This window comes from Sutcliffiella halmapala (assembly GCF_002019665.1).
Lineage (GTDB): Bacteria > Bacillota > Bacilli > Bacillales > Bacillaceae_I > Sutcliffiella_A > Sutcliffiella_A halmapala.
This window is the reverse complement of sequence record NZ_KV917375.1, coordinates 1,860,266-1,880,234: the sequence shown is the minus strand read 5'-3', so window position 1 is coordinate 1,880,234 and position 19,969 is coordinate 1,860,266. Positions and strand designations below refer to the sequence as shown.

General features: G+C 35.9%; 20 protein-coding genes. 1 reads left to right on the top strand and 19 read right to left on the bottom strand.

Features of this window, described 5'->3' with window-relative positions; genetic code table 11:
• Nucleotides 1-6 precede the first annotated feature (6 nt).
• The 19 genes from BK580_RS09110 to sufU form a co-directional block, all read right to left on the bottom strand.
• Nucleotides 7-777, bottom strand: coding sequence for an ABC transporter ATP-binding protein (locus BK580_RS09110; protein WP_078380022.1), 771 nt, complete (start codon nucleotides 775-777; stop codon nucleotides 7-9).
• Nucleotides 774-1,592, bottom strand: coding sequence for an ABC transporter ATP-binding protein (locus tag BK580_RS09105; protein WP_078380021.1), 819 nt, complete (start codon nucleotides 1,590-1,592; stop codon nucleotides 774-776). The genes BK580_RS09110 and BK580_RS09105 overlap by 4 nt, the downstream gene beginning before the upstream one ends.
• Complete coding sequence (gene nikC, locus BK580_RS09100; RefSeq protein WP_078380020.1) at nucleotides 1,589-2,437, bottom strand: nickel transporter permease; 849 nt, start codon at nucleotides 2,435-2,437, stop codon at nucleotides 1,589-1,591. The genes BK580_RS09105 and nikC overlap by 4 nt, the downstream gene beginning before the upstream one ends.
• Nucleotides 2,437-3,384 (bottom strand): nickel ABC transporter permease, encoded by a 948-nt coding sequence (gene nikB, locus BK580_RS09095; RefSeq protein ID WP_078380019.1) that lies wholly within the window; start codon nucleotides 3,382-3,384, stop codon nucleotides 2,437-2,439. The genes nikC and nikB overlap by 1 nt, the downstream gene beginning before the upstream one ends.
• Nucleotides 3,385-3,485: 101 nt before the next feature.
• Nucleotides 3,486-5,027: a nickel ABC transporter substrate-binding protein gene (gene nikA / locus BK580_RS09090; RefSeq protein WP_235864017.1), complete on the bottom strand. Its 1,542-nt coding sequence runs from the start codon at nucleotides 5,025-5,027 to the stop codon at nucleotides 3,486-3,488.
• A gap of 747 nt (nucleotides 5,028-5,774) precedes the next feature.
• Nucleotides 5,775-7,226, bottom strand: coding sequence for a cardiolipin synthase (cls, locus tag BK580_RS09085; RefSeq protein WP_078380018.1), 1,452 nt, complete (start codon nucleotides 7,224-7,226; stop codon nucleotides 5,775-5,777).
• Nucleotides 7,227-7,536: 310 nt separating this feature from the next.
• Nucleotides 7,537-8,382 (bottom strand): DUF4097 family beta strand repeat-containing protein, encoded by an 846-nt coding sequence (locus BK580_RS09080; protein WP_078380017.1) that lies wholly within the window; start codon nucleotides 8,380-8,382, stop codon nucleotides 7,537-7,539.
• Nucleotides 8,375-8,935 (bottom strand): HAAS signaling domain-containing protein, encoded by a 561-nt coding sequence (locus tag BK580_RS09075; RefSeq protein ID WP_078380016.1) that lies wholly within the window; start codon nucleotides 8,933-8,935, stop codon nucleotides 8,375-8,377. Before BK580_RS09075 ends, BK580_RS09080 begins: the two co-directional genes overlap by 8 nt.
• Complete coding sequence (locus tag BK580_RS09070) at nucleotides 8,928-9,251, bottom strand: PadR family transcriptional regulator (RefSeq protein WP_078380015.1); 324 nt, start codon at nucleotides 9,249-9,251, stop codon at nucleotides 8,928-8,930. Before BK580_RS09070 ends, BK580_RS09075 begins: the two co-directional genes overlap by 8 nt.
• 216 nt (nucleotides 9,252-9,467) lie before the next feature.
• Complete coding sequence (gene rarD / locus BK580_RS09065; RefSeq protein WP_078380014.1) at nucleotides 9,468-10,400, bottom strand: EamA family transporter RarD; 933 nt, start codon at nucleotides 10,398-10,400, stop codon at nucleotides 9,468-9,470.
• A gap of 309 nt (nucleotides 10,401-10,709) precedes the next feature.
• Nucleotides 10,710-11,309: an SMI1/KNR4 family protein gene (locus BK580_RS09060; protein ID WP_078380013.1), complete on the bottom strand. Its 600-nt coding sequence runs from the start codon at nucleotides 11,307-11,309 to the stop codon at nucleotides 10,710-10,712.
• A gap of 350 nt (nucleotides 11,310-11,659) precedes the next feature.
• Entirely contained in the window at nucleotides 11,660-11,929 is a 270-nt protein-coding gene (gene rpsN, locus BK580_RS09055; RefSeq protein WP_078380012.1) for a 30S ribosomal protein S14, read from the bottom strand.
• Nucleotides 11,930-12,031: 102 nt separating this feature from the next.
• Nucleotides 12,032-12,400 carry a hypothetical protein gene (locus tag BK580_RS09050; protein WP_078380011.1) on the bottom strand — a complete coding sequence of 123 codons (369 nt, stop codon included), beginning with the start codon at nucleotides 12,398-12,400 and terminating at the stop codon, nucleotides 12,032-12,034.
• A 53-nt stretch (nucleotides 12,401-12,453) separates the two neighbouring features.
• Complete coding sequence (locus BK580_RS09045) at nucleotides 12,454-14,109, bottom strand: nucleoside recognition domain-containing protein (protein ID WP_078380010.1); 1,656 nt, start codon at nucleotides 14,107-14,109, stop codon at nucleotides 12,454-12,456.
• The gene (locus BK580_RS09040) at nucleotides 14,103-15,215 is read right to left on the bottom strand and encodes an NAD(P)/FAD-dependent oxidoreductase (RefSeq protein ID WP_078380009.1); all 1,113 of its coding nucleotides are present in this window, start codon (nucleotides 15,213-15,215) and stop codon (nucleotides 14,103-14,105) included. Before BK580_RS09040 ends, BK580_RS09045 begins: the two co-directional genes overlap by 7 nt.
• A gap of 85 nt (nucleotides 15,216-15,300) precedes the next feature.
• Entirely contained in the window at nucleotides 15,301-16,494 is a 1,194-nt protein-coding gene (locus BK580_RS09035; RefSeq protein WP_078380008.1) for a GTP-binding protein, read from the bottom strand.
• Between the two features lie 302 nt (nucleotides 16,495-16,796).
• A complete protein-coding gene (dcd, locus tag BK580_RS09030; protein WP_078380007.1) occupies nucleotides 16,797-17,342 on the bottom strand; it encodes a dCTP deaminase in 546 nt (181 codons plus the stop codon).
• 71 nt (nucleotides 17,343-17,413) lie between these two features.
• Nucleotides 17,414-18,403: a CobW family GTP-binding protein gene (locus tag BK580_RS09025; protein WP_078380006.1), complete on the bottom strand. Its 990-nt coding sequence runs from the start codon at nucleotides 18,401-18,403 to the stop codon at nucleotides 17,414-17,416.
• A gap of 47 nt (nucleotides 18,404-18,450) precedes the next feature.
• Complete coding sequence (sufU, locus tag BK580_RS09020) at nucleotides 18,451-18,873, bottom strand: Fe-S cluster assembly sulfur transfer protein SufU (protein ID WP_078380005.1); 423 nt, start codon at nucleotides 18,871-18,873, stop codon at nucleotides 18,451-18,453.
• Nucleotides 18,874-19,072: 199 nt separating this feature from the next.
• Between sufU and folE2 the strand changes: the two genes are divergently transcribed.
• A complete protein-coding gene (folE2, locus tag BK580_RS09015; protein ID WP_078380004.1) occupies nucleotides 19,073-19,969 on the top strand; it encodes a GTP cyclohydrolase FolE2 in 897 nt (298 codons plus the stop codon).

Genomic DNA, 19,969 nt, shown 5'->3' with positions numbered 1-19,969 from the left:
CTTTCGCTAATCAATGGCTGCTGCTTGAATTAATGCTTTTGTATATTCGTGACGATCCTCATGATAGATATCTACTAATTTGAACTCATCTACCTTTACCCCGTTTTTCAGAACCATCAACCTTTCACATAGATAGGCTACCGCTCTAATATCGTGCGAAATAAAAAGGATCGTCATATTAGATTTTTGTTGAAGTTCCTTCAATAAATCTAATATTTGGACTTGAATGGAAGCATCTAGACTAGCTGTCGGTTCATCACAAATGAGGAGTTTCGGTTCCATACTAATTGCTCGAGCAATACTTACCCTTTGCTTTTGACCACCGCTTAATTCTCCTGGAAGTCGGTTCGCCATTTCTTTTTCTAATCCAACCATCTCTAATAGTTGTGCTGCTATTTCTTTCCTCGTAAGGTTTTCACCATCCAAAAACGAAGGAGTAAATTCTTTATAGTTATCAAGTGGCTCTAATAAACTCTTCCAGATTGGTAGTTTAGGATTTAACGCACTCACGGCATCCTGGAAAACCATCTGAACATTTTTCCGGAATTTCTTTTGATTTATTCGTTTCTTCGGTACAATTGGCATTCCATCGAATGTAATAACCCCTTTATTATAGTACTCAATTCCAACTAAAAGCTTCGCGAGTGTACTTTTCCCACTTCCGCTTTCCCCAACGATTCCTACACTTTCACCTGCCACGACGTGAAAAGAAAGTTCGTTTAAGGCTAGAACATTATTAGAATATTGCTTTGAGACCGCTTCTACTAAGAGCGTCATAGGAAACTCACTCTTTCTTTTTTTACTGGTATGTTTTTAGGTAATTCTAGTAAACAGGAGCACAGTTTCTTTGTATATGGATGCTGGTGATGACATCGAATCTGCTCTGGCAGGCCTTCTTCTATGATTTCCCCTTTTTGCATGACATACATACGGTCTGTCACCTTAAAGGCTTGGGCGAGATCATGCGTAATAAACAATACCCCACATCCTGTGCTCTTACGGACTTTATTAATATAATGTAGGACCTTATTTCCATTCATAACGTCAAGCGCAGACGTCACCTCATCACAAATAAGTAAGGAAGGCTTTAAGGCAAGTGACATAGCTATCGAGGCGCGTTGGACCTGCCCCCCACTTAATTGAAAGGGATAGCTCCGATATATTCGTTCTGCGTCTAAACCCATTTCATTTAAGGCATCCTGCACGATGCTTTTCGCTTCTTTCTTTCCTATCGAGTAATGTGTACGAATCGCTTCCACCATTTGATTTCCTACTTTAATATACGGTGTAAAGCTTCCACGATAATCCTGAAAAATCATCCCTATTTCACGTCCTAACAATTTGCGATGCTTTTCATAAGGTAGGGACAATAAGTTTTTTTCTTGAAAAAGTATACGACCACTTGCTTCCATCCCATTCGGTAAAAGACCCATAATAGAACGAGCAGTCATACTTTTCCCGCTACCGCTCTCGCCAATAAGAGCCACCATTTCTCCCTTATCTATAGACAAATTAACGTCGTGCACTAATTCCTTGTTAACTATAGGCTGACTTACTGTTAAATCTTGTATCAAGAGTAAAGGTTGATTCACATAAAGCCCCTCCCTTTTCTGATATCAAAATAGCTTTTCAATCCATCACCTAATAAATTAAAGCACAGGACAGTTAGAACGATGGCAACTCCAGGAAAAATCATTAGAAAAGGATGAACTTGAAAATACCCTCTTGCATCGTTTAACATAGCTCCCCATTCAGGAATCGGCGGCTGTGCACCAAGACCAATATAAGAAAAGGCAGAAATAAGTAAAATGACCTTCCCAATATCGATGGCAGCCATCACAATAATATCTGGCATTACGTGTGGCAAAAGATGCATTCGGACCGTTTTTAGAAAGCTAGAATTCGAAATTTTAGAAACAAGCACATACTCCTTTTCCTTTTCCCCAAGCACTAGTCCTCGAACAATTCTTGCATAAACAATCCATCTCACGATCACAATCGCTATTATTAAATTCGTTAAATTAGGCCCTAGCATCCCTGCAATGACAATAGCTAAAATAAAATCTGGAAAAGACAAAATACCGTCTACTATTCTCATGAGTATGGCATCTAGCTTTCCACCGATATAACCAGATACAAGTCCAATAGGTACCCCAATTCCAACAGCTAATATAATGGCAAGCAAGCTCAATCCAATTGTTAGTTTTGCTCCATAAATAATTCGAGAAAAAACATCTCTTCCCAATTGATCGGTGCCAAGCCAATTTATGGGCGAGGCACCGTTCAATCTATTATTCATGTCAATCTGAAAAGGATCGTGCACAACAAAGACTTCTCCAAAAATTGTGATGCCGAATAGTACAACGGCTAACACCATACCTACCAACATATTAGGATTTTGCAAAAGAGTGGAGGTTTTTATTTTTATCGTTTCCATCATGTCTTCTCCTCTTGCCTTATTTGCGGATTAATGATCATATACAGTAAATCTACTATTAAATTTACTCCGACAACGAGGCAACCGATTATTAAAATATAGCCTTGAATGACCGGATAATCACGCTGCATAACCGAATTCACGATCATCTCCCCCATTCCTGGCCAGGAGAAGAGAATTTCAATGACGGTAATACCTCCTAGCAGACTTCCGATACTTAAGCCAAACATGGTTACTAATGGGATTAAGCTCCCGCGCAGCGCATGAAAAAGAATGATGCGTTCTTTCGTCAGTCCCCTAGCCTTTGCTGCTTCTATATAAGGGCTTTGCAATGTCGCAATCAGTCTTTCCCGTAACAAACGAATATACATCGGGGCCATCGCAACCCCAAGTGTCACCGATGGCAAGACATAATGGGCAAGCGTTCCTTTTCCCATCACCGGTAACCAATTTAATTTCAATGAAAAAAAATAGATGAGTAGCAAGCCAAACCAAAAGCTTGGGATGGATGCACCAAATAAAGCTGTCCATCTACTAATATAATCTGGCCAACGCCCTTCATAAATCGCCCCAACAATACCAAGTGGGATGGCGATCATAAACAATACAACTAAGCCGCCAACAGAAAGAGCGACTGTGGAAGGTAATCTACTCATAATCATGTCAAGAACGGGCTTTTTGGAAATAATGGATTCCCCTAAATCTAGATGTAGCACATTCCAAATCCACTTGCCATATTGCACGAGGATCGGTTGGTCAAATCCATTCTCCTTCATTAAACGTTCTTCATCTGCTTTCGTTGCTGCCACATCGTCTACTTTCAAGAGATCTCTAATTGGATCTCCAGATGTAATTTTCATTAACACGAACGTAACAAAGGAGAGAACGAAGACCATGATTAACAACTGAATGAGACGTGATGCAATCATTGAAAATACTCTTTTCATCCTCTCACCTCCCATTTGTACCGTTTGTTATTTTCATATTCTTCTAGTATCCGTCGAGATATGTGGCCAAATCGACCTGATATTTGAACCTGATTTTCCACTTATTCAACATCCATTTTATTCGTAATTAAATAGTACTCTTCAGAACCTGGCTTCCAGCTTTTCACTCGTTCGTTTACACCAACAATAATATGTGGGTGAAGAATAAATGACTGTGGTACCTCTTGCTGAATAATTGAGACTGCATTTTCTTGAATAGCTGTTCTTCCTTCTGGGTCGGAAGTAACGTTTAGTTGTCTGGTTAAATCATTTAACTGTGGAATATTAATTTGACCTGGGTTTAGAGATCCATCAGGTAAATAGGCTACATTCAAGAAATAACCACCATCTCCTCTAGGTGCCGTTAAATTGGAATACGTCACTATGTCCCAATCATCTTGTTGCTCCCATAAATAACTATCGATATTTTCCACCGTTACGATATTAATCTCGATACCAACCTTTGCCGCTTCTGCTTGTAAGTACTGAGCCATCAATGGTAGTTCAGGTCTACCTTGATAAGTAGCTACTGTCAGTTGCAGTGTCTCACCAGCTTTTTCTAACTTCCCTGCGTCGTTTTTCGTATAACCAGCTTCCTTCAATAATGCCTCTGCCTGTGATGGGTCATAAATAGCATCTGTTTCTTCTCCTGAAAATGCAAAATCAGGATGATATGGACCAAAGGCACTTGTAGCATGGCCACTCATAATTTCCTTTACCATAATCGGACGATTAATAAGTAAATCTAATGCTTTTCGTACATTCAAATCTTGTAATGTTACCTTATTAGCATTGTAAAGCATAAAATGAACTCGCAAGCTTGAGACAGATTCGACCCGAAGATCCTCCCTATTTTCAATTGGTGTCAATGCTTCTGGTGGTAAATGATAAGCAATGTCCGCTTCACCAGATTGAAGCGCTAGCGCACGAACATTTCCATCAGAATTAAACTTTATGTTTACGTGTTCAAGATTTGCTGCTCCATCCCAGTAATCATCGTATCTTTCTAATTTAATATCAACTTCTGGCGTGAAATGATCCACTTTGAATGGACCAGTAGCAATTGGACTTTCACTAATATTATCCGTATCCGTCTTAATAACAGAAGCATTTGTATGTACAAGCTCAGAAAGAAAAGCAGGATTTACTTCCTTCGTGAAAAATGTAATAGTTTGTCCTTCTGCTTCCATTGATTCAATTTTCAAGCTAGATCCAACAGCTTCATTTACCTCTAGTACTCTAGTAAAAGATTCTTTAACTGCTTCTCCATCAACAAGTGTACCATCATGAAATGTAATGCCTTTTCTAATCTGAAAGGTCCATGTCTTCTCACCCGTTTGTTCCCAAGATTCTGCTAACCACGGTTGAATGTTTAAATCCTCATCTATCTTCACTAACGTCTCAGCAACCCCAGCACGTACTCCCATCCAATCTTGATGTGGATCCATCGTTTTAGACGGAAAGCTAAATAGTAATGTGATAGATTTGTTACTTTCACTTGAAGACTTATCTTCTCCTTGTACATCCTTTTCATGGTTATCACACCCAATAAGGAAGACCATAAATATGCTTACTATCAAGAAAAATATAGTATTTTTTAACAATTAACTCACTCCTGTTATCGTAAAATTTTCATACCACTTCTATTTTCAATTTCTCTTTAATAAATACTGTCCTTTTTAATTAAAAGTAAGTGTGTAAGCCATAGTGAAAATTATGGCTTATTTTTAATCCTTGTCCCCCTTTTTACTACAAAACAAAATAATAAAGCTTTCCAACAAAATAGAATCATTACGATTTAAATCTCGGTTTAATCGTAACGATTCTTATTTACACTTTACTTACTATACAAAAACAAACGACCACACGTCAACTGTAAATCGTAACAATTTTGATTTATTTATAGAATTAGCATTTTTTTATGTACCTAGAATCACTTCCGTGTCCACAAAAAAACTCAACCCTTAAAAGCAGGATTGAGAATTGGATTAAAGTTTTTTTCTTAATTCCTCATTATTCACTTCTTCATTTCGTATCATTTGTTGTATTTTTTCTATTAATCTACTGTTAATATCCGGTGTTCTTCTAAAAAAGGTGTTTCGCTTTTGTTTTTTTAAAAGGGATAACAAGTACTTTTTTTCCTCATAAGAAAACATTTCGTCTATTTCACCTCTTTTTCCTTATTTATTATACCATTGTATGAAAAAGCTTTGTTTTGGATGCTGGAAGATAATAGCGGGTTCTACAAAGAAAGCAGCTCCACGAAAATTACGGGAAATAAAAAATGTCAAAAACTCGATATAGACCATCTTGAAAAAAGACGGAAAGTCACTTTCTTTCTCATAAAAAGACTATAAAATAGGCGATAAAAGGCGCGAAATCGATTCTTTAAATTTTATAATATTGCTCCTTTGTTGATAGCGCTCTAAGGTAAGCTCTGAACAGACTTTGAGATCTTCCAAAAATGACTTTCTTAAGTTTGCAGCTACCTTTTCATCATAAACTGTCGCGTTTACTTCAAAGTTTAATTCGAAACTACGATTATCAATATTAGTTGTTCCGACCGTAGCTACTTCTTGATCTACTATCATCGTTTTCGCATGTAAAAAACCTTTTTCATACAAGAGTATTTTCGCTCCATAGGAAATAAGCTCACCTGCATAGGACCAAGTGGCCCAGTACACAAAGGGATGGTCAGGTTTATTGGGAATCATAATTCGGACATCCACTCCAGAAAGTAGCGCTATCTTACACGCATCCATAAAGCTTGAATCGGGTATAAAATATGGCGATTGAATCAGTATTTCTTTTTCAGCAGATGTAATTAACTTTATATACATATTCTTGAGGTGTTGTGTTTTAGAGCTTGGTCCACCGGCAACGATTTGAACAATACTGTCTCCATCATCGGTTTCTGTCGGGAGAGAAAACTGTTTCAGGTTCCCTGCGACTTGTTTTGTCGCCTGATTCCAGTCAAGAATAAATCTTCCTTGAATATGAGCAACAGCACCACCACTAATTCGGAAGTGTGTATCACGCCAGTATCCAATTTTTTCATGAAGACCTAAATATTCATCCCCAATGTTAAAACCTCCTATATAAGCAATCTTTCCATCTACTATACAAAGCTTGCGGTGGTTTCTATTATTAATGCGGAAATTGATTAATCTAAGAAATGAGGGGAAGAACACCCCTACTTCCCCTCCACTTGCGATCAGTTCCTTGAAAAAGGCAGGAGATATTTTTCTGGAGCCAAATCCATCATAAAGAACGCGGACTTTGATACCTTGCTTTGCCTTTTTTGTAAGTTCATCCCTCAGCTTTTTTGCTAATGAATCACGTTGAATAATATAATACTCAATGTTTATCTCTTCTTGAGCATTTCTGATATCCTCAAACAACGAATAAAACTTGTCATGGCCATCAATAAATAGCTTAATTTCATTATTTGTTGTAACTAAAGCATTGGCAGACTTTACGTTCATCCTAATGGAATCTCGATATTTCTTCATTAAAGTTTGTGGAAATTGACCACTGTCTAGCCCTTCTATTTGTCTATCTACGGTTGATTGAAGATACTCTTTTTCTTCAACCGACATATTATAAAAGTTCTTTTGCTTTAACCGACGTCCAAAAAACACATAGATTAAAAAGCCTAGTACTGGTATAAAAAAAATCACCATCAACCAGGCCCAGGTAGTTCCAATATCTTTTCTTTCGAAAAAAATCAAAACTATTGCAAGCAAGAAGTTAATAAATGGGATGATTGTGAAAACTAATGCAACGATACTACTATAATCCATAAAAGAATGTGCCCCTATTCTGATTTAAAACAGTCTGACTATGTATTTTTAGCTATTTGCTTATTGAAGTGTTTCTATTCTTCTTTATCACTATTACATATACCTTCATTTTAGCAAACAAACACTGAAAAATAAGGGGTTTCTAGCAATTTTGTTAGAAAGTTAATTCGATTCCGCTCAACTAGAAGCAAAAGAAAAACCCCCTATGGTTAGTGTTTAGTCACACTGATTCTACCATTAGGGGGTGATTTATTCTGTTTAATAGCTGAATTCTTATTTTAAGTCTACTTGTGGAGACTTTTTCACCGCGTTATTTAACCGTCACACTACCATTTTTGGTAGTTAGTTTAATTGCATGTTCACCGTCACCAATTACTTTGTGGTTAGAAGAGCTACCGAAGATATCGACTCTGCCGTTTTTCACATCTACATTGATGGTAGCGTTAGTTGGCTCTTTTTCTGTATCAATGGTGATTCGGCCATTATCTGTTTTGAGTTGAATAGAGCGATCTAAATGACTAGTCGCAAGAGAGATGCCACCATTATTGGTGTTGCCAATAATCTCACCTTCAATATCGATTAATTCGATTTTCCCATTATTTGATTTCACCGAGATAGTTGTAGATTTAACTCTTTTTAGGGAAGTGGAACCGTTATTTGTTTCCGTTGTAACAGTAGTTCCTTCTACATTACTTATAACGAGTCTGCCATTGTCAGATTTTATTTTCGTATCCTTGGCATGTATGTTATCTACTGTAATTCTCCCGTTATTGCTTCTAATTTGTAACGCTTCATACTGCTTTTCTGGTACATAAACTTTCAATGATAAGGACTCATCAAAGAAATTGAAATTAAAATATTTTTTTTGATTATAGTTTACCTGAATCGATAGGGTGTTATCTTTTACTTCTGTTGTTAACACATGGTTAGAGTCGTTACCTGTTAACTCCACCTTAGCTGCAAGTTCACTAGTTGGAAGAAGTTCTATTTGTGTGTTATCGGTTGTAATTTCAATTGTTTGAAACTCATCATTAACTGTTCTTTCTTCCTCTACCCAGTCATCTTTCTTCATACCTTGTAAGAAAAAAGCACTTCCAGCAATTCCAACAAGTAATAATATTAATGCAACAATCGATATTTTTTTTATATTAATCATTTTTCAACCCACCTTTTACAAGCTTCATATTAAATTTCAAATATCGAACAAAGCCTTGTGCTAATGCACGTGTTGCAAAGAACATTCCAATTGCGATGAACAATCCGATTCCACATAACGCCAAAGAAAAAAACAAATCAAAAAACGCAAATGTAGCTGGAAAAATAACAGCATTTCCTAAAACGAGTAAAGGCGATGCGATAAATCCGATTCCTAATGCCCAGCCTCCTATAATAACAGAAACTAGAGCAATAAATGGTGCAAGGACAACAAGAAGGTTGAAAAAGCCTAATCCAATAACAGCCCACATTGCACGAAAAATATTCCCTGTTGTTGCGGATACTTCTACCTTCTCAAGATGATATGTGGCATTTAAATCTTTAGCTATTTGTTGTGGAGATCCAAGGGATGCGGCAATCTGCTCTTCGGATTTCCCTTCTGCTAAGCCAATGGCAAAATGCTCTTCAAAGTCATGTATAATATCTTGACGTTCCTCTATAGGCATTCTTTTTAAAAAGGAGTCTAACGTCTCTAAAAACTGTTTTTTATTCATTATTAACACCTTCTTTAATTAATTGATTAACTCCTAATGTGAAATCTTCCCACTCCTGCAGCAGTTCATGTAAAAATTCTCTTCCGCTATCAGTCAGTTGATAGTACTTACGGGATGGACCCTCCGTTGACTCCTTTAGATACGTCGTGAAGTATCCTTCCTTCGTTAATCGTCGTAACAGTGGATACACCGTGCCTTCCGATATGGAAATTTGCTCTGAAATCTTTTGGACGAGCTCATACCCATACCGATCCTGCTTATCTAATAAAACGAGTACACATAACTCTAAAACACCTTTTTTAAATTGTACGTTCACTTATCTTTCACACCCTCATCACTATATATTATTCACTACTGTTTAATATCCAGTACCGTTCTATAAATAATATAACACCAAGTACTGTTTAATGCAAGGTACTGAATAATATTTTTTATGAGCATGAGGGTGCTTGAGTGTAGCGGTTCCACTGACATATATATTTTGCGGTATACAAAAAAGAACCAGGAGAACTTTTCTCCTGGTCCCATCAAATTATGCACTTTTCCCTGCTGTAGTCAAAGTCCTCACACGTAACCCCTTCGTCAACGTCCACGTATAAATCACCAATGCCACCCAAATACAAGAAAACGCCACGAGGTGGATGGAAGTAAATGGTTCATTAAATAGGTACACACCTAAAATTAGCTTGATGGTTGGTGCTATATATTGCAGCAGGCCGACCATTGAGAGTGGAATTCGTTTTGCGCCGTTAGCAAAGAGTAGTAGCGGTACAGCCGTCACCACACCGGCAAGCATCAGAAGTGTTGACAAACTGACGCTTCCGCCAAAAGCTCCTCCACCACTTCCATGTACATAAGTCAAAAATAGTAAAGCAAAAGGCGTAATTAGCAAAGTTTCTATCGCTAGGCCAACTAGCGCGCCAAGCTGGACCATCTTTTTAATCAACCCATAAAAAGCAAAGCTAACAGCAAGCATAATAGCAACCCACGGAAACGAACCAAAGTTTAAAGTGAGCACAAGCACGCCAACTCCAGCTAGAATAATAGAAAGAGTTTGCAAGCTCGATAGCTTTTCCTTCAGTACGATAACCGCTAAGAGAATACTAACTAATGGGTTGATGTAATAGCCAAGACTTGCCTCGATGATCCGGTCTGCATTTACAGCCCAAATATATAGACCCCAGTTTAAGCTAATAAAAATGGAGGCAAGCGTAATACCGATCAACCGCTTGCGATTAGTCAAAAGCGCCTTCAACTCCAAAGTGAACGCCGGGATTTTTCGTAAACACAACAAAATGACCAGCATAAAGACGAGCGACCAGACAATTCGATGCGCTAGTATTTCTCCAGCCGATACATCATCGACCAGCTTCCAAAATAACGGGAGAAATCCCCACAACATATACGATAGTCCTGCACAGACAATCCCTAGTCCAAGCTCCTTATTTCCTGATGTTTGATTCATGCCAGTTACCTCTTTTTCTAATTGTTTGTAATCAGTTTAGGACCGTTGGAAGAAAAATGCAATAAAAATGTTTCGTGTTGCGAAAAAAGAGTATTTTCTTCCTAATTGGGGAGGTGAAAATACTCTACTGGGGAGTTTTTCTACCTTTAAGAAGGATTCATAATATGTAGAAAATACGAATCAACTAAAACAAGAAAATCGCTACTCTATTCCCATATGAGCCTCTTTAGTGACTAGCTTACCTATGATTCTTATTAAATTTTTCCCTACTCAACGCACAAAAACCCTTATTTTAAAGGGTTTTCTTTTTCAGTATTTATACAATTGTTTCAGGTTTGAAATTATATCCATTGCATGCCTATTAAATTTCTCCACAGATAATAGGTAATCATTTACCATATCAGTCTCTTTTAACTCTTTGCCATCTCTATTGATATAGTATGTTTTATCATTCTTAATACCAATCCAGCAGTTCTTATAAAAATCTTCTCCAATAATAAAATATCTACTAGTTATGTTTTTGGGGACAGATAATTTATTAATTTGAATAACATCAACTTCAAAAAATGCTTTTTCATTCTGTGAGAGTTCATCCAATAAACCGAAATCTATTCCATAAAAATTAAGGTTTCCCGCTTCTAAGGAGAACCCATTGCATTCTTTAATCAAATTTTTATAAAGTTTCGGGAATTCCATACTGTATTTATTTTCTATTTTCATTATCGATTCTGTTGTTGCAGAAGAGAAAAATGAGTGTGCAAGGTTATCTGGAAATATCATTCTATTGTCTTCCTTTAATTCATGCGAAAGATATATCAGAGTTAGTCCACACTTTGCATAATTAGTATACGGCCCTTTATAGTCTAGTACTTTTCCTATTAACTCGTTCATTCCCCACTCTGCTCTCATCTGAAAAATCCCTCCACTCTTTTAATAGAATGAGTGATGTTCCTTCTATTAAAATATTAATTAACACTCTTCATTAGTTGTAATCAAGGCACAAGAACACGAAAGGTCTATGGAGTATAATATCCCCATAGATCACTTTCATCTAAATGCAACTAACTCCTTCTGACTTGTGATTGGCTGCATAGTCATTACATCAAATCAGAAATATTAGGAAAAAAATCCTAAACCCAAATAATAATAGTTATTATGACGATTTAAACTTCAATAATATAAATACTTTAGACTTGTGAATATCAAGTCTTGTTAGTGCTTCCTTCATTACTGAAGTTCCATTCTTTACATGTCTATGGTTACCAGCTAGCTTTTTTCACTCCTGGGACTTGCCCCTTATGTGCCAGCTCCCGGAAGGCAATTCTAGAAAGTTTGAACTTCCTTAATACTCCCCTTGGCCTACCTGTTAATTCACATCTATTTTTCAAACGTGTAGGGGATGAATCTCTCGGTAACTTTCTGAGTGCTTCGTAGTCCCCCTTTTCTTTTAGCTCCAATCGTAATTCTCTATACTTTTCCACCAATGTCTGACGTTTTTTTTCTTTAGCAACCTTAGATGTTTTTGCCATTACTCAACTTCCTTTCTTTTATAGAACCAAATCGTAATCATTACTATTTAAACATTAAATTGGATCATATTCAAATAAAATCATTTAACTAAACTTATTTTATTAGTATTCAGATGAAGTAACTACTAAAAAATATCTTTTATTATCCATTAATTGTTCCATATAATCCTCTACTTGATTCGTATAATCCATCCACTTATAGAGAACCAACACGTAATCCAGTCTAATACTAATTTCCTGTTCAATCTCCTTTAACATGCTGAAAATCTCATCTATCGACATTTGAAAGTGGTTTGCGGCTTGTTGATAATATGATTTTTCTAGCAGCTGACTTAAAAACTGTTCCTTTGTATCACACTCTTCAGCCAGTTGATCCTCTATCCTTAAAATATATTGATAGACAATTTTTTTATTTGTAGGTAGATTTGCTATTATTTTTCGCGTGAAAAAGTTTACTACATTTTCATTCACCCTTATCACCTCTTTTATCCAAACCTTTATTCATAAAAAGTAAAGTTTATCTCTTACGCAAAAAACAAACTGATTCCATAAATAAAAAATGTGCAGATTAATGAAGTTATTAGTTGCTTAGATATTAACTGCAATGCTATTTTTGCGCCAATCTCTTTCCAAATCGTCATCATTGTTACCACACAAGCTGTCAATGTAGAAGCCAAAAAAACTAACAAGACTAATTGAAAATCATCTAATTGAACTAACAGCTCTCCTTGACCCTCATTAAATAAAAGAATACCATCTTTTCTTATAATAGAAAAAGCCAGGCCTGATGCAGCTGCTAAAGGAATATCAAAAATAGCCAGCAACGGATAAAATACAAAGGATAAAACCTGCAGCAAACCTATTTCATGAAATATCGCTGCTATTACACAAATAATTAGGAATATCGGTAAAGCTTGCCTGCAGAATTGTTTAATATCAGAGCTTAAGCGAAAAAGGAGTCCGTTTATTGTAGGTTTTTGTAAAAATGTCTTACGCACACTAAAGCTAGGTGGGGTGCTATATTTTCTATTCCATATTCTAGTGTGGAAAATCCCTCCTGCTATAAGAAGACCTAAATACGGAAAAATTAACCACGGCTTTTGAGCTGAATTAAAAATGGAAAGAGTAGCACCGATTTGATAACTACACGCTGATCCAAAAGTGATGAAAGAAATACATTGCTTACGTGTACAAAGACTACAATTTCTTGATTGAAAAACAGCCACTACATTACACCCAAAACCAGTAAGAACAGGTATTAAATCTTTTCCGTTTAATCCTATATTTCTAAGTAATGGATCTAACGTATCGACAATCCTATCCTTTAGACCTGTCTCATCCACTATAGCAGTGGTACACCCCATAAGAAAGACAACCGGAAATGCCCACAAAAAAGAATATATCCCAAGTGAGAATACTCCATAGTCTCCTACTAGAATACTATAAATAAAAACCGGTGCATGATTCAGCTTGGCTTCCATAGACGAAATCAGATACGAATTCACTAGTGGCGTCAAGGCATCAGCAAAATAATAAGCCCCCATTACAGGAACGAGAAACATAAAGGTTAATACTAAAAAAGAGAGAAGCTTTCCGAAAAAAGGAATGTCAAATATCAATCTACTTGGCTCTACACGATCTAAAGATAAAACTTGAAGTTTCTTCACTTTTTCATCTGTAAATGAATATTCTTTTTCGACACATCTATAGAAGGTCTGCAACTTTTCATCTGTCGTTTTTCTAGCATCCAATAATATTAATGGTAATTTATACATAAGGCTAGTCTGATTGAGTACTTTTTTACTCTTCTTGGTCATCTTATCTGCATATGTAGCCACTATAATAGTTGATTTAGAATTATTCTCTAAATAAGGAATAATTTCCTTTAGTTCTTCTTGCAAATGGGTACCTCTAACAATAACCACGATACAAGTTGCTTTTTCCAATTCCTGTTTTACCATCTCGTTTGCTAACGTATCATTTGGGTGTATCCCTGGTGTATCTACATATTCGATATTATTCTTCCGATGTATACGCACACTGTAAGTGGAGCCTTTTACATTAGACTCCTCGCCTATGGCTTGATTGGTTAATTTTGAAAAAAAGGTTGTTTTACCAGATGACTCTAATCCTATTAATGTGATTGTCGAACACTTTAACTTTTTAACGGAAGCTAGCATTCACACTTAACCTCACAACACGATAAATCATCTAAGTACATTTGATTTTTTTTATACTTTTCTAGCGTGCTTTCTTCGTATTCCATATTCAGTCTTTTGATTATTTCTTCTGCCACAATCGCAAATCGTTGACGATATTTATAAATAAAGCAAAAGATTACTTCTTTATGACGGACATTGGGACCAATTAAAAAGAGATTATTTTGTTTTGTAGATTCATCTTTATTTGTTAATACTGGCATACCATCTTTTCCCCAATCAAATAGCCCCTCTAATTGTCTAGCTCCTGGATGAAACCCCGTTGCTAAGATAGGTTTTGTTAAGGAACGAAGAGTAGAACCATCAGTGAGATAAATATGATATTCCTCATTTAAGAATGCAATTTTTACAACTTCTTTATCTCCTTTTAACTGCAAGCGACCTGTTTTCTTCACTTGTGCTAATCGTTCTTGTGTATATGGGGATAAAGTAATGCTAGGATCCGCATCATTCGACTTCCACCTTGCACTTTTAGAAAGAACCGTAACGTTTTTTCCATTTTTAACAAGATGCAATGCTGCATCTATCCCACTCTCATATCCACCTATAATCGTGAGTTCCTGACCTTCCATCTTACTCCAAGATGCAACTTGACTATTGTGAATGCACAGCTCTGCCCCTTCAAAGGGAGTTAAGTTAGGAGTTTGATATTCACCTGTCGCCCACACCAGGCTACTTACTGTCATTTTTTCATTGCCTGCATTAAATGTAACGTTATCCTTTTTGAATTCTATGTTGGTTACTTCTGTATATTCCATAATTGGCAATTCATAATGCTCCGCTAACATGGCCAAATAGTCCCCATACTCTTCGCCGCTAATATGTTCCTTTTGAAATGTATAGGCAGGAGAAGTGTCTGGAGTAATAGCATTTAAATCAAGTAAACCAAACCCGTGGCCAGTAAAGGATGGAGTGATAAGTTTCATTTCCTTTGGCCATTTATAAAAAGTGGAACCAACTTCGTCCCTTTCTATTATCACAAAATCTTTTATTCCTAATTGTTTTAGAAGAATTCCAAAACCAATACCTGATGGTCCTCCACCAACAATTGCAATTTTGTAGTTCATATAAGCTTTCCTCCAAAGTAACTAAGATTAGTAGTATCATTGCAACTAAAGAAAAATTTCCCCATTGAAGCTTGCTTTGATTGCTTTAATTTGAGGAAGGAATTTCCCACTTAAATGGGTCCTCTAGTTTACTCCAATCCGTATCAAATTCTTCACTGTTTAGTAAACAAGCATCTAGTTGTTCCGTTATACCCTTTTCATTTAGACCAACACCTATAAACACTAATTGTGTAACACGGTCACCAAATTCCGTATCCCAATTAGCTTTCACTTGAGGATTTTCATCCAAAACTACTTCTTGTTCAGGTATAGGTAATGTTGCTACCCAATATGAAACAGGTTCAATAACGACAGACGGACCCGCTTGTGATACAGCAAGTGCTAAATTATTCCTTGAAGCACACCAAGCAACACCTTTAACACGTACAATATTATCTGATAGATTGTGCATTAAATCATCAAATCGTACACTATGGAAAGGAAGCCTTCTTCGATAAACAAAAGAAGAAATACCATATTCCTCCGTTTCCGGTTGGTGTTCTTTATGACCCATCCTTAATTCTTTAATCCAACCAGCAGATTCACTTGCTTTATCAAAATCAAAGCGTCCCGTTTGAAGAATTTCCCTAGAATCTATTCTCCCTTTTTCAGTCCGAATCAATTTTGCTTCTGGCTGAAGCTTTCGTAAAACCTGCTCAAGCTTGTGGAGCGCTTCTGGACTGACTAAATCACACTTGTTCACTATTAATACATCACAAAATTCAATCTGGTCGAGCAATAGATCCGCTATTTCCCTATCATCTTCCTCACTTAGTGCTTCTTTCCTATCTAATAAACTATCCCCGGATCTAAAATCATGCCAAAAACGGTTTGCATCTACAACAGTAACCATTGTATCCAACTTACAGAAGCGAGTTAAATCAATACCCAATTCCTCATCAATATAAGAAAACGTTTGTGCAACTGGAACTGGCTCACTAATGCCTGTAGATTCAATTACTATGTAATCTATATTTCCTTCAAGTGCTAGTTTTTCGACCTCTATAAGTAAATCTTCACGAAGAGTGCAGCAAATACAACCGTTTGACATTTCCACTAATTTCTCTTCCGTTCTTTTAAGACCCCCACCTTGCTTAATTGTTTCAGCATCTATATTAATTTCACTCATATCATTTACGATGACAGCTACCCTCAGACCATCTCTATTCTGTAAGATATGATTCAAAATGGTTGTTTTTCCAGCACCTAAATATCCACTTAATACGGTAACAGGTATCATATTAACTCCTCCTAAATCGTAATGATTACGATTAAATATATGCTATTCTTTATTATTTGTAAAGTGATAACATCTTTTTAAGCCAAATTAAACCTCATAGCTAGAAATTATTTATAACTTTTATTCCATATATATGTAAACTTGTAATGTATAAATTTATGAATATTACATAAACAGTAAGTATATGGAGTATATAGTCAAATCTTTTTATACCAATCGTTACACCCACCTGATTAAAACAGTACGACTACTTAATGAACCACTACTTATTCATTTTTCATAAACAATCTTATGAATGGTCTCTATTTTGAACGATCGTAATCGAGATAAACTCTACTTGCTGTCGCATTTGTTTGCCCGATATATTTCCCATCATATCTTTCTGCTTCTTGATCTAGTTCTGCTAAAACTAATTGACAAACTCTTCTTCCAACAGGTATCTCTATTGGGAATCGATTTGCATTAAATAATTCTAGTGTTATATGTCCTTTAAACCCAGGATCCACCCATCCTGCATTTTGTATAAACAAGCCTAATCTTCCAATCGAGCTTCTTCCCTCTACAAAAGCAGTCAGGTACGATGGAATCTCCACATATTCTAAGGTAGTGGCGAGTAAAAAGGATTGTGGTGAAATAATAATCGCCCCATTTTTCTCCACATAAATATCCCGATAAATAGCTTCTTTATTTAAAGAAATTAATGCACTATTGTTCTCATCAATTGTCAAAAAATGATTACTTATTCTTAAATCAATCGAGGCAGGTTGAATACATTTCTTATCATAAGGAACAATCACTAGTTCTTGTTGCTCCAATTTCTTTTCAAGCGTCTTCCCTGAAAGTATCATAAAATATTACTCCTCTTTATAATCAATTTGGTTTTCTAAAAGGAAAGCTAACGGAGATCTCTCTCAGGTTACTAGTTCGCAATACATTCTTTAAATTGAAGTTCTAATTGATCTTTATCTAAATTTCTCCCTATAAAGACCATTTGACTTACTTTTCTTTCTGAATTTTCCCATTCTCTATCAGGCATTCCTGCAAATAACATGTGGACGCCTTGGAATACAACTCGTTCCCTTACACCTTTTACATAGAGAATCCCTTTGTATCTAAGTAGGTCTTCCCCTTTTACTTGAACAAGATAACTCATCCATAAATCAATTTTTCTTCTGTCTAGTGCTCGCTCTTCCATAAATACAATGGCAGTTATTTTATCATCATGATGGTGATGGTAGTGGTTATTTAAAAAATCAGGATTAATTGCTAACTTATGATCCAATTCAAATGAGTTTAACCCTAGGACATCATCTAAATCTACTCCACAATTTTCAGTGTATAACCTCTTAGCAGTTGGATTTAAACTACTTATCCTCTTATCTAACACGTGAAGCTCTTCCGTTGTTATTAAATCTAGCTTATTCAGTATAATTACATCCGCAAAAGCAATTTGCTCTTGAGCCTCATCTTTGTCATTTAGATGATTTACGATGTGCTTGCAATCCACTACCGTTAAAATACTATCTATTTCAAATTTCTCAGTAACTAATTTGTCCATAAAAAATGTCTGTGCAACAGGAGTTGGATTCGCAAGTCCGGTTGTTTCAATGATAACCCGATCAAACATAATCTTTCCTTCTGCCATTGACCTTCTTAGTTCTCGTAAGCTTGATATTAAATCTCCTCGTACTCTACAACAAATGCACCCATTGTTCATCTGTATGATTTCTTCTTCTGTTTTAAGGACCAATTGATTATCGATCCCGACTTCTCCAAATTCATTAATGATGACTGCCACCTTTTGTTCTTGCTTTTCTGTTAAAATCCTATTTAATAATGTCGTTTTCCCTGCACCTAAATACCCAGTAAGGATTGTTACTGGAATTTTCTTTGAGCTATTGTCACTCATACAAGCCACCTCCATTTTTACTCTTAACGAAAAACACATGAAAATAGTTAACTTCCTTTTATCAGTTTGCAAAAAGCTTGCCATGGCATTAATGCACAATTATATCTTGCAGGTAGTTTATGAATATTTCGTAAGCTAAGGGTATCATCTAGACGTAAATCCTCTACTTCTATCCCTTTTACTATCATTTCATGCATAAGATGGGATAATTCTTCTAGTTCTTTAATCGATTTGTTCTTTGCAATAGTAGTAAACATAGAAGATGAAGCCATACTTATAAAACATCCATCTCCATTAAAAAATAATTCTTCCACAATATTATCGTTTATTGTGGCATACATCGTCATTACATCGCCACAAGTAGGGTTTTTGTAATGTATCTTATGCGTATAAGAAATCGGTTCCTTTTGATTTCTTCTGTTTCTTGCATGATTTAGCACAATTTGTTTATAAAGATCGCTGAGATTCAACCAATCCCCTCCAAATTTATAAGATAGTTGATTCCTTTTTGGTTTAATTCGCAATCATTACGATTTAAGTATACTACTTCACCAAATGAATAATCAATATCACCAGAAACAGGATACTATTAAAACAATCACTTGATTTTCTATAAAAATAAAATCATAATAAACAAGAATGATTACGATTTGAAAAAGGAGCTTATAAATGAATAATATTATCCTTCCTTCTAAAGAAGAAAGATTACGCTATTTTGGTTCTGTTCCTTCAATTGAAGGAGATAAACCAAAAAATAAAGAACAAATGAACGACTTGCAGAATACAAAAAAAGACTATTTTTTTGCAATCAGTCATGTTGGTATAAAAAATATTACTTATCCTGTAAAGATATCTTCAACGCTAAAACCTTATCAACAAGATTCGATTGGAATCTTCACATTAACAACAGGATTAGAACGCAATCAAAAGGGCATTAATATGAGCCGACTACCAGAGATACTTCAGGAATATTATACTCATGGACTCAAAATGGATTTCTCTACTCTAAGGGATTTAAGTAAACGTTTCTCTGAAAAAATGGAGCAATCTTCTTCTTCCATCCATGTGACTTTTCCTTGGTTTTTTGAAAGAAAAAGCCCCCAGGTTAAATTAACTGGTTTAATGAAAGCAGATGTAGACCTATTAATAAACTATGAAAAGAATGTGGGTTGGACAGAGAAATTAATAATGACTGCTTCAGTTACAACTCTTTGTCCGTGTTCCAAAGAAATAAGTGAATACAGTGCACATAATCAACGGGGGATCGTTAAAGTAGAAATAGAGAATGAAATCAACGAATCCTTCACAGAAGACACGAAAGAAACCATCCTGAATATTATTGAATCCAACGCAAGTGCCATGTTACACCCAATTTTGAAAAGACCTGATGAAAAGAGAGTAACAGAACAGGCTTATGAAAACCCCCGTTTTGTAGAGGATCTTATTCGTCTCATCGCTGCAGATTTGTATTTATTAGATTGGGTCGATTCTTTTAAAATAGAATGTAGAAACGAAGAGTCTATTCATCTTCACGATGCATATGCAAAACTGGAATATAGAAAATAG